The organism is Streptomyces sp. NPDC058964, from assembly GCF_042741275.1.
Classification (GTDB): domain Bacteria; phylum Actinomycetota; class Actinomycetes; order Streptomycetales; family Streptomycetaceae; genus Streptomyces.
In genome coordinates this window covers 1-10,094 of sequence record NZ_JBHYKH010000030.1, presented here as the reverse complement: position 1 = coordinate 10,094, position 10,094 = coordinate 1, and the positions used below count along the sequence as shown (strand labels likewise).

Genomic DNA, 10,094 nt, shown 5'->3' with positions numbered 1-10,094 from the left:
GTGGCGAGTTATCGACCCCGCGCGGGCAACTCTCGCCGGGGCGTGATCAGGAGGGTTTCCTCCCGAGCCGGCCCTTGGCCGTTTCAGGCGCCGTGCCACGCGCGTGCCGCTACGGGGCCGCAGGCTCCCTCTCGATCCGGGCTCTCGCCCCGCCGCCCAGCAGCTGGGCGAGCGTGCTCACCGCCCCGTCGATCTCGCGGGCGCACCCGTACAGCACAGGGTGGGGCTTTCCCCACGGGTCCGCGATGTCGTCCTCGGCCGGCGGGACCGGGGCGGGGGGGGCCCCGCGCCCCCCGCGGGGGGGCCCGGCCGCCCCGGCCCGGGCCCCCCCCCCCCCGGGCGCGCTCCGCAGCAGGGAATACGCCTCCCACAGGGTCTGGCCGCAGCGGGCGTACTCCTGTGTGGCCGCGTCCAGCAGGCGTACCGCCTTGCGCGGGTCGCCGCGCCGCTCGGCCAGCGCGGCCTCGGCCCGCAGGGCGGCGGCGCGCTGGCCGCCGAGACCGAGCCGGTTGGCCACCCGGGCCGCCTGCGCGGCCCAGCGGGCGGCCCGGTCCACGTCACCGGCGGCGAGGGCGGCGTTGACGAGGGTGTCCAGCTGGCCCGGACGGATCGACGGCTGCAGCAGGGGCAGGCCGACGCCGCCGCCGGCCGTCGTGATGGCCTCCTGCGCGCGGTGCGGGTCACCGCTGACGAACGTGGCGTGCCCGAGCATGCACCAGGCCAGCGCGGACCACCAGCCCTTGCTCCCGCCGGCCGTCGCGACCGCCTCCTCACCCGTGGCGAGCGCGTCGGGATCCCCCAGCGGACGGGACACCAGCAGCACCAGCGTCTTGATGGCCAGCGCGAAGGCCAGCAGGTCGTCGCTGCCCGCCGCGCGCGCGATGGACTCCGCCTCCTCGGCCGCCTCCAGCGCGGACGGCAGCCGGCAGGTGCCGAGATGGACGAAGGCCCGGCTCGTCAGCAGGTGCGGCAGGACATGGAGCCGGCCACCGCGCCGGGCTATGTCGAGCCCCCTGGTGATGTGCCGCTCGGCATCGGCGTAGCGCTCCAGCAGGGTTTCCGCCCAGGACAGCCAGACCAGCGCCTCGCACAGCGCCGTGAGGTCGGGGTCCGTCAGGGCGTCCGTGAGCCCACGGGCCGCGTCGGCGAACCGGGCGGCCGCTTCCGTCTCGCCCTCGTACGCCTCGCCGAGTGCCGCCAGTGCCAGGGCGGCGGCCTCACCGGTGGGGTCGTCGTCGCAGCGGGCGATGGCGACGGCCTCCGCGACGTCGGCCCGTGTCTCGGGATAGGACGTGGTCTGCAGGGCCGACATGCCGAGGGCGAGCCTCAAGGAGACCGCCTGGGCCGGCGACGGACCCGGATGGCGGGACAGCTCCCCGCGCAGCAGTGCGGTGGCCTCGGGGGAGTGGCCGAGATACCGCTCCATCACGGCGCACTGGGCGACCGCCTCCGTCCGCAGCTCGGGGTGATCCTTGCCCGACGTCCTGATCAGGCCGTGGAGCAGGTTCCGGCTCTCCCTGAGACTGCCGCTCACACCGAGCGCGCGGGCCCGCGCCAGGACGATCTCGCCGCGGTCACGCACCAGTTCGGGCGTGTCGGGCATGTGGCGCAGGACGACGTCCAGCAGATGGGCAGCGGTTCCCGGCGCGGTCGACTCGAACTGTGCGGCCGCCTCGGTCAGAACGGCCGCGGCCCTGGGGTCCCAGCCGGTCAGCGACCGTGCGACGTGGTGCGCCCGTTCGGTGACGGGAACACCACGGCGGGCCAGCTCCTGAGCGGCGCGGCGATGGACCTCGGCACGCCGCCCCGGTGCGATGTCCTCGTAGACCAGGGCCCGTAGCACCGGGTGCCGGAGCATCCAGCGGCCGCCCGGCCCGGATCGCAGCATGTCCCGCGCCGCCAACGCGTCGGCGTGGTCGTCCGTCTCCCCGGTGGTGAGCCCGGTCGCCACGGCCAGCATGGGTGTCGTGGCGTGGTCGCCGAGTACGGCCACCGCTTCGACGACCAGCCGCTGTGGTCCGGTCAGCGTGGTCAGTTCGTCGAGCAGGAGCGCGGCGAGGCCGCTGGGCACACCGGCCGGGTTCGCGGTGCCGGCGTCAGAGGTCGCGCCGGGCAGCGGCGCCCCGCCGCGGTGTGCGTGCAGCAGGGAGAGCAGATACAGGGGGTTGCCCTCGCTCGCCGCGTACAACTGCCGGGCCAGGTCCTCCGGGACGTCGGGGGCGAGCGCCCGGATGGACTCCTGCTCGGGCAGCGGATCCAGCTCCAGATGGAGCACGGCTCCGCCGTCGCCACCGCGCGTCAGCGCCGCGGCCAGGGAGGTCGGGGTCTGGCGGGCCCGTCGTGCCACGACCAGCAGGACCCGGCCGCGCGCGGGGTGCCGGACCAGATGGTCCACGAGTTCCCGTGACGCCGGATCGGCCCAGTGCAGGTCGTCGATGGCGAGGACCAGACCGCGCTCGCCCAGCCGCGTGAGGAACGCGGCGACGGCGCGCCGCAGCCCGAAGCGGGCGGCGGCGCCTCCGTCCGGCGTGTCGCTCGGCGCGTGCCGGATGCCGTGCAGCACCGCCTCCGCCTCGGTGAGGGCGGGGTCCGCGCCGGGTGCGCCGGGGTGGGCGTCGGCGAGAGCGTCGGTGAACGCCTGGAAGGGCACGTGCTGTTCGTACTCCGTGGCCCGGCCCCGGAGCACCGTGAGCCCGGCCCGACGGGCCCTGGCGCACACTTCGCCGAGCAACCGGCTCTTGCCGATGCCGGGTTCACCGGTGATGTCGACGACCGCCGGCTCCCCGGGCCGCCCGATCCCGGCGATCAGGGCGTCGAACCGTGACAACTGCGACGACCTGCCCACCAGTTCCGCCACGCTCGCCCACCCCCACAGGCACCCGGTCCGCCCCCGCCGACCACTCCTCGCACAGCCAACCCTAAGGTCCGCCACCGGCACACAGGCGCCACGGACCGGTCAGGTTCGAGGCCGGTCAGGGAGTGAAGACCTCTTCGAGGCGGTCGATGGCCCCGTCGGCACCGAGGTGGTACTTGAAGACCAGGCCGCTGTCCGGGTGCGCTTCCAGCCAGTCGAGGAACTCCTGGACGCCGATGTGCTGGTTCTCCGTGCTGTCCACGACGGGGTTGGTGGCGGTGACGTACGCGGCCTGGTCCATGGGCAGGTAGGTCTCCTTGCCGACGGTCTCGAAGGGCGCGCCGTCGGAATCGGCCGTGGGACAGCCCCAGTTGCCGTACTTGACGATCAGGTTCAGGGAGCCGCCTTCGGGGGTGTAGCGGTAGACCGCGATCTCGTCGGGGGAGATGGGCATCTTGTGGTCGCACCCGTCGTCCGGGCCGCCGGTGCCCGCGGCGATGGGCGTGCTCGAAGCCTTGGAGGCGGCGGGGGCCGGGGCGGCCGCGGTCGGCTTGCCGCCGGTGCCCGTGCCGGCGGAGGACTTGGCCGCCGGCTTGGCGCCGACCGCCGTGGCGCCACCGCTCGGGTCCGCGGCGGCGGCCGTGTGCCCCGCGCCCGGCTTCGCGCCACCGTTGTCGCTGCCGCCGCCGGTGCCGTTGCAGCCGCTGAGCGTCAGCGCCAGAACGCCGGCGGCGCAGACGGCCGCTGCGGTGGGTCGGAAGGCGATCGGTCTGCGACGGCCGGTCTTCGTGGTCGGTGCCATGCGGGTCCCCCTCGGGTGGTGACATCCCCTGGTGCGGGCGATGCGATTCGGGAAGGGGGACGAGTTTCCGTCGGCCGCAGTTTCACCTGCTCAGGTTCGTTGCGACCCCGTGACATGCGGTCGACGCCCGCTCGGATCCGCGGAGCGGGACCGAACGTCCGGGGGCCTTGCGGCGTCAGGGGGGAAAGACCTCACGAAAGGCCCACCCATGACGGTCGTCCGTGTCACCCCCCGGTCCCTGCTGCCCCGCCTCGCCCTCGCCGGAGGCCTGCTGTGGGCGACCGGCGCCTGCGGGGGGACGCCGGAGCCCGGCGCGGCGCCCTCGCACCGGGCCCCGCAGGTCCGTGCCGCCTGGAAAGAGCCGGCCGACTACGCGTACACCCTGAGCTCGACCGCAGGCGAGCGGGCTCTCATCGGCACGTTCCGGGTGACCGTACGCGGCGGCAAGGTGGTGAAGGCGGTCGGGCTCGACGAGGAGAGCCGCCGTGTGGTCCGCCGCTCGCCCGGCATCGTCCCCACCATCGGCGCCCTGCGGGCAGAGCTCGAGCGGGCGCGGCGGGACGAGGCGGACACGGCGGAGGCGGAGTACGCGGCCGACGGGCACCCGCTGCGCATCACCCTGGACTGGGACGAGAGCGCCGCCGACGACGAGGCCCGGTACGTCATCAGCGCGTACGAGCCCGGCGTCCCGTCGGGAACATGACCGGGCGGAGAACGCCCCGATCGCCGTCGCGTTCCGGTTCCGGCCGCCCTCCTCCATGCAGGGCCACCGCGCTGTCACCAAGGTGCCCGGGCGGCACAGCTAGGGCGGAGCCGTGCGCAGCGCGCGCAGTACCGCCCAGATGACGGAGATGAACGGCACGGCCACGATGGCGCCGATCACGCCGGCGACGATGCTGCCCGCGATGACGGACACGGCGACGACGAGCGGGTGCAGGCTGACCGCCCAGCTCATCACCAGAGGGTGGAGCACATGCCCCTCCAGCTGGCCGATGACGACGATGAGGACCAGCACGGCGGCAGCCGTGAGCGGGCCGCGTCCGGCGAGGGCCACCACCGTTGCCACACCGAGCGCGACCGGCGAGCCCACCAACGGTACGAACGTGGCGAAGAACTCGAGCAGCGTCAGCGGCAGCGCGAGCGGTACCCGCAGCACGAGCAGGGCGACACCGACGAGCACGGCGTTGGTGGCGGCCACGATGATGATGCCCCGGGTGTACCCGGCGAACGTCCGCCAGGCCGCACGCCCCGCGCGGTCCCACACCGGTCGGGCTCCGCGGGGCAGCAGCTGGTCGCGCGCCCAGCCCCACATGCGCTCGCCGGAGTGGATGAAGAAGACCGACGCGAACAGCGCCAGCGCGGCCCCGGTGACCAGCTCGACGAGTCGGCCGAGACCGCTGATGGCGCTGCTCAGCAGATTTGCCCGATGTGTGTCGATGTAGTGGGTGACCTGTCCCTGGAGATCCGTCAGCTTTCCGGGACTGAGCCGGAACGGCGGTCGCCGGAGCCACAGTTCGATCCGGTCGATTCCGCCCCGGAACTCACCCACCAGGTTCGTCGACTCGCCCGCCACGGCGTTGCCCACCAGAGCCAGCAGGGCGAGGAGGACCAGCAGGCTGCCCACCACCGCGACGGCGACGCTCAGGGATCTGGGGAACACCCGGTTCAGCAGGTCGGCCAGAGGGCGCAGCACCGACGTGACCACGAATGCCAGGAACAGCGCCCCGGCGATCAGCTGGAAGCGGCCGAGGACGGTGAAGACGCCGTACACGATGACGGAGACGAGCAGCAGGCGCCAGGCGTACGCCGCGGCCACGCGCAGCCACGGCACGGTCCGCTCGGCCACCGAGCCGACCGGGGACGTGACGGTCTCCGGGCCGTGGCGAGCGGGCGGCGGAAGCCGCACGGAGTGCGCGGGCCGGCTGCCCAGCACCACGCCGCCGGCCCTGCGCTCTCGCCCCCGACCGCCCGTTCCGGCCACCACGTCCCACACCACCTCGCCGTTCCTGACAGCCAGTCATGTTGAGAGCAAGGTAAGGGCAGCCGGGCGGGGGACGGGGCGCAACGCGCCCGGCCGGGCCCGTCACCGAGTCGAAAGGGTGGCCCGTCGGGGGCGCGGCGGTGCCGCGGTCGCTCAGGCCCGCAGCGGGTTGGAGCGGTGCGCGGCGAGGAGGTACCAGGCGGTGGCTCCCGTGTGCCGGTACGGGTAGTAGCCGAAGCCGAAACCGGTGTCGAGAGGGCTGCTCGCCGAGACGACTCCGCAGCGTTCGGCCAGTGCCCTGCCGCCGGCGGTCTGGCCGTGGCCGAGCAGGTCCTGTGCCCTCTCGACGGAGGTGAGCAGGCGCCGGGCGTGCTCCTCGTCACCCGGTGCGCGACGGTTGCGCAGGGCGAGCGCGAGGTGGGCCGTCCCCTCGAACCACACACCGTGCCGATCGGGCTTGGGCTGGTTCGGCGCTATCGGGGCGTCCTCGTCGGCCAGGAGAGCGGCCGAGCTGAAGGTGACTCCTTCGTACGACCGGCCCACGGGCACGGTGCTGTTGGGGCGCTCGGCGGTGTCCAGGACGGCCAGTTCGGTCCCGGCCCAGTCCAGGGAGCGGGCGTGCGACGCGGTACCGAGGGCGAGGTGGGTCCAGGTCTGGGTGTCCTCGGGCACGGGTGACCTGTTGATCGTGACCCCGTCGTTCGTACCGGTGTAGAAGAAGCCGCCCGAGGGCTCCCACATCCTCCGGACGAAGGCCTCCGCTCGTGCGCGCCGCTCGAGCCACACCCGGTCGCCGGTGAGCCTTGCCAGCCGTCCGAAGAGGCCGACGAGGTCGGTGTTGTGCTCGGTCGAGGTGTACGGCAGTGGCCTGCCGGCCCCGTCGACCCCGAACTTGTAGCCGCCGAGGGGCTCGTCGGTGCGCCCGTTGCGCTCGATCCAGCTTCCGAGCCGGAGGGCGCCGGCGAGGAAGCGACGGGCACCGGTCCGGTGGGCCAGTGCGCTCAGGGCGATACCGGCCCAGGCCATGTCGCCGACCGCCGTGCCGGTGAAGCCGAACTGGGTGCCCACGTTGGCGGTGCCGTCCGCGCGGACGAATCCGTCCGGCTGCTCCGAGCCGTCGTAGAAGGTGTACGGCCCGACGTTGTACGCCTGACGCAGCCTGCCGTCGTCGTACGCGGGGTCATGGGCCTGCGCGTAGAGCAGCGCGTCGCCGAGTGCCACGGCCCGGGTCCGGCCGTCCTCCGTGCGGACGGCCAGCAGGGCCAGGATCGTGAGCGCGTTGTCGTAGGTGAAAGCGGTGCTGAACAGGCCGGCCTGGTCGGTGTAGCTCTGGGCCAGCCGGATCTCGCCGTGCTCCGGGTAGGCGTCCTGGGCGGCCGCGAGGAAGGCACAGGCGCGGCGCCGGGGGGAGGTCCCGGTGGAGCGCTGGACCTGCGCCGCGTGGGCAGTGCCGGTACCGGCTGTGGTGAGGGCCGCGGCACCGAGGCCGAGGCCGGTGCCGATGAGCATGCGGCGGCTGATCGCCGGGCCTTGACTGCCGGTCATGGGTCTCCTCGGGAGGTGCGGGGGCGCGGGGCCGTGCGTTCTGAGAGCGCTCTCAAGAGTGCGCGCTCATTCTGCTGTCGCGGCCGGACCGGGTCAACGTCCCGGTGCGAGCGGATGGTTGACGGGCAGGGGAGGGGCGGGAGCCGGGCTGTCGGCCTGGCGGCGATGGTGGGGTATGATTGATGCAGAGTCAGCCCCGAGAAATTCGTGGTGCTGCCTGTGCGTTGGTGGTCCAAGGAAAGACGCCCCGCTTCCTGCGGGGAAATGCAGGTGCAAGGCCTGCCCGGCGCTCGACTGTGAGCCCCGTCCCGTGTCGTGCGGGACGGGGCTCATGTGTTTCCGGCTCCCGCCACCGGCATCGGTCTGTGTCCGGTACTCGCGCGGCGACCGGCCGAAAGGCTTCGCCGAAGGGGCACAACACGGCCGGGGACAGCCAATTTGAGCCGTTGGCCTGGTGTGGCCATGACAATCCACCCGTGCGGTGTCACTCTGCTGTCCGCACGTTCACCACATGCTCACGGCTTTCTCACAAGCAGCTCACTTCTGCGTGCACCGCCGAGTCGGCGCCGTCTCGTGCCGTGCCCTTCCCGCCCGTGCGCCGCCGGAGGGCCCCACCCGGCCCGACCCGCTCTCCCGGACCCCGGTCCGACGCCCCCACAGAAGGAGAACGCCTTGTTCCGGCAGGACCCTCACCCGCATCGCAGATACACCGGTGCCCTGGTGCTCACCGCCGTAGGTGCACTGCTCACCGCCGGAGTGCAGGCCGGCACCGCCTCGGCCGCCGACGGCGCCGGGCACACGAAGATCCTCGCAACGCCCCGGTCCGGCGCGGCCCCCGCACGGCTCTCCCCGGAGAAGCACGCCGCGCTCGTCAGGAGCGCCGCCACGGGTGCCGCCGCCACGGCGAAAGAACTCGGCCTCGGCTCCAAGGAGAAACTCGTCGTCCAGGACGTCGCTCGGGACACCGACGGCACCACCCACACACGCTACGAACGGACGTACGCGGGCCTGCCGGTCCTCGGCGGCGACCTGGTCGTCCACGCCAAGGGCGGCCGCCTCACCGTGTCGAAGGCCACGAAGGCCGCCATCGCCCTTCCGGCCGTCACACCGAAGGTCTCCTCGGCCGCGGCGAAGGCCGAGGCGCTCGCCACCGCCCTGCGGGCCGGCGCCGAACACGCGAAGCCGAACGGCAGTCCGCGTATTGTCGTCTGGGCCGCCGGTGCCAGGCCCGTTCTGGCCTGGGAGTCGGTGGTCAAAGGATTCCAGGACGACGGAACGCCCAGCGAGCTGCACGTCATCGCCGACGCCGCCACGGGCAAGCGCGTGTTCCGGTTCGAGGCAGTCCACACGGGCACCGGCACGGGTCGGTTCAGCGGAACCGTGCCGCTCGGCACCACGCTCTCCGGTTCGACGTACCAACTCGTGGACGGCGACCGCGCCGGACACCGCACCTACGACCTGAACCAGGGCACCTCCGGCACCGGCACCCTCTTCACGGACGACGACGATGTCTGGGGCGACGGCACCCAGGGCAACCGCCAGACCGCCGGCGTGGACGTCGCCTTCGGCGCCGCGGCGACCTGGGACTACTACAAGGACGTCTTCGGCCGCAACGGCATACGCGACGACGGAGTCGCCGCCTACAGCCGGGCCCACTACGGCAACAACTACGTCAACGCGTTCTGGTCCGACACCTGCTTCTGCATGACCTACGGCGACGGCTCGGGCAACACGCACCCGCTGACCGCGCTCGACGTGGCGGCGCACGAGATGAGCCACGGTGTCACCAGTGCGACCGCCGGTCTCGACTACTCCGGCGAATCGGGCGGTCTCAACGAGGCCACCTCCGACATCTTCGCCGCGGCCGTGGAGTTCCACGCCGACCTGCCCGCCGACGTCCCCGACTACCTGGTCGGCGAGAAGATAGACATCAACGGCGACGGCACGCCGCTGCGCTACATGGACGCGCCCTCCAAGGACGGCGCGTCCCGCGACTACTGGAGCTCGTCACTGGGCGGCCTCGACGTCCACTACTCCTCCGGCCCGGCGAACCACTTCTTCTACCTGCTGTCCGAGGGCAGCGGCGCGAAGACCGTCAACGGGGTGGCGTACGACTGCCCCACCTACGACGGCCGGGCGGTGACCGGCATCGGCATCGGGAACGCACAGCGCATCTGGTACCGCGCCCTCACCACGTACATGACCTCGACCACCAACTACGCGGGAGCCCGGACGGCGACGCTGCAGGCCGCGGCCGACCTCTTCGGCGCCTACAGCCCGACCCATCTCGCCGTGGCCGACGCGTGGGCGGCGATCAACGTCGGCAACCGCATCGCGCCGGGCGTGAACGTGGCACCGGTCGCGGACCAGACCAGCGGGGTCGGACAGTCGGTGTCCCTCCAGACCGACGCGTACACCACCAACACCGGCGCGGGCCTGTCCTACGCGGCGACCGGCCTGCCGGACGGACTGACGATCAGTTCCACGGGCCTGATCTCGGGCGTGCCGACCACGGTCGGGACCAGCGATGTCACCCTGACGGTCACCGACGACACCGGTGCGGCGGCCACCGTGCGCTTCGGCTGGCGGGTGGCCTACATCTACGCCAACACCACCCGCGTCGACATCCCCGACGCCGGTGCCGCGGTGGAGTCACCGGTCACCGTCACCGGCCGGCCCGGCAACGCCTCCGCCACCACACAGGTCTACGTCAAGATCATCCACACCTACCGGGGTGACCTGACCGTCGACCTCGTCGGCCCCGACGGAACCGTGTACTCGCTGCTGAACCACAGCGGCGGCTCCGCCGACGACGTGGACCAGACGTTCACCGTCGAGGGCCCCCCCCCCCCCCGCGCCGGGGCCAGCGGGGAGGGGGGGGGGGTCCACCAACCGGCCGCCGGGGGGGGGCA

General features: G+C 73.1%; 6 protein-coding genes. 2 read left to right on the top strand and 4 right to left on the bottom strand.

The genetic code is table 11. The features are described from left to right. Window positions 1-109: 109 nt before the first annotated feature. Window positions 110-2,857 (bottom strand): ATP-binding protein, encoded by a 2,748-nt coding sequence (locus tag ACFW2E_RS06215; RefSeq protein WP_384462197.1) that lies wholly within the window; start codon window positions 2,855-2,857, stop codon window positions 110-112. 115 nt (window positions 2,858-2,972) lie between these two features. Continuing rightward, entirely contained in the window at window positions 2,973-3,656 is a 684-nt protein-coding gene (locus ACFW2E_RS06210) for a hypothetical protein (protein WP_384462194.1), read from the bottom strand. 208 nt (window positions 3,657-3,864) lie between these two features. Here ACFW2E_RS06210 and ACFW2E_RS06205 point away from each other — a divergent pair, with 208 nt between their 5' ends. After that, window positions 3,865-4,359, top strand: coding sequence for a DUF6174 domain-containing protein (locus ACFW2E_RS06205; RefSeq protein ID WP_384462192.1), 495 nt, complete (start codon window positions 3,865-3,867; stop codon window positions 4,357-4,359). 99 nt (window positions 4,360-4,458) lie between these two features. Here the strand turns inward: ACFW2E_RS06205 and ACFW2E_RS06200 are convergent, their stop codons facing one another. Continuing rightward, window positions 4,459-5,652 (bottom strand): AI-2E family transporter, encoded by a 1,194-nt coding sequence (locus ACFW2E_RS06200; protein WP_384462189.1) that lies wholly within the window; start codon window positions 5,650-5,652, stop codon window positions 4,459-4,461. 138 nt (window positions 5,653-5,790) lie between these two features. After that, window positions 5,791-7,182, bottom strand: coding sequence for a Tat pathway signal sequence domain protein (locus tag ACFW2E_RS06195; RefSeq protein WP_384462187.1), 1,392 nt, complete (start codon window positions 7,180-7,182; stop codon window positions 5,791-5,793). A gap of 672 nt (window positions 7,183-7,854) precedes the next feature. Between ACFW2E_RS06195 and ACFW2E_RS06190 the strand changes: the two genes are divergently transcribed. Continuing rightward, on the top strand, window positions 7,855-10,094 hold a 2,240-nt coding region (locus ACFW2E_RS06190; RefSeq protein ID WP_384462184.1), incomplete at its 3' end, for a M4 family metallopeptidase.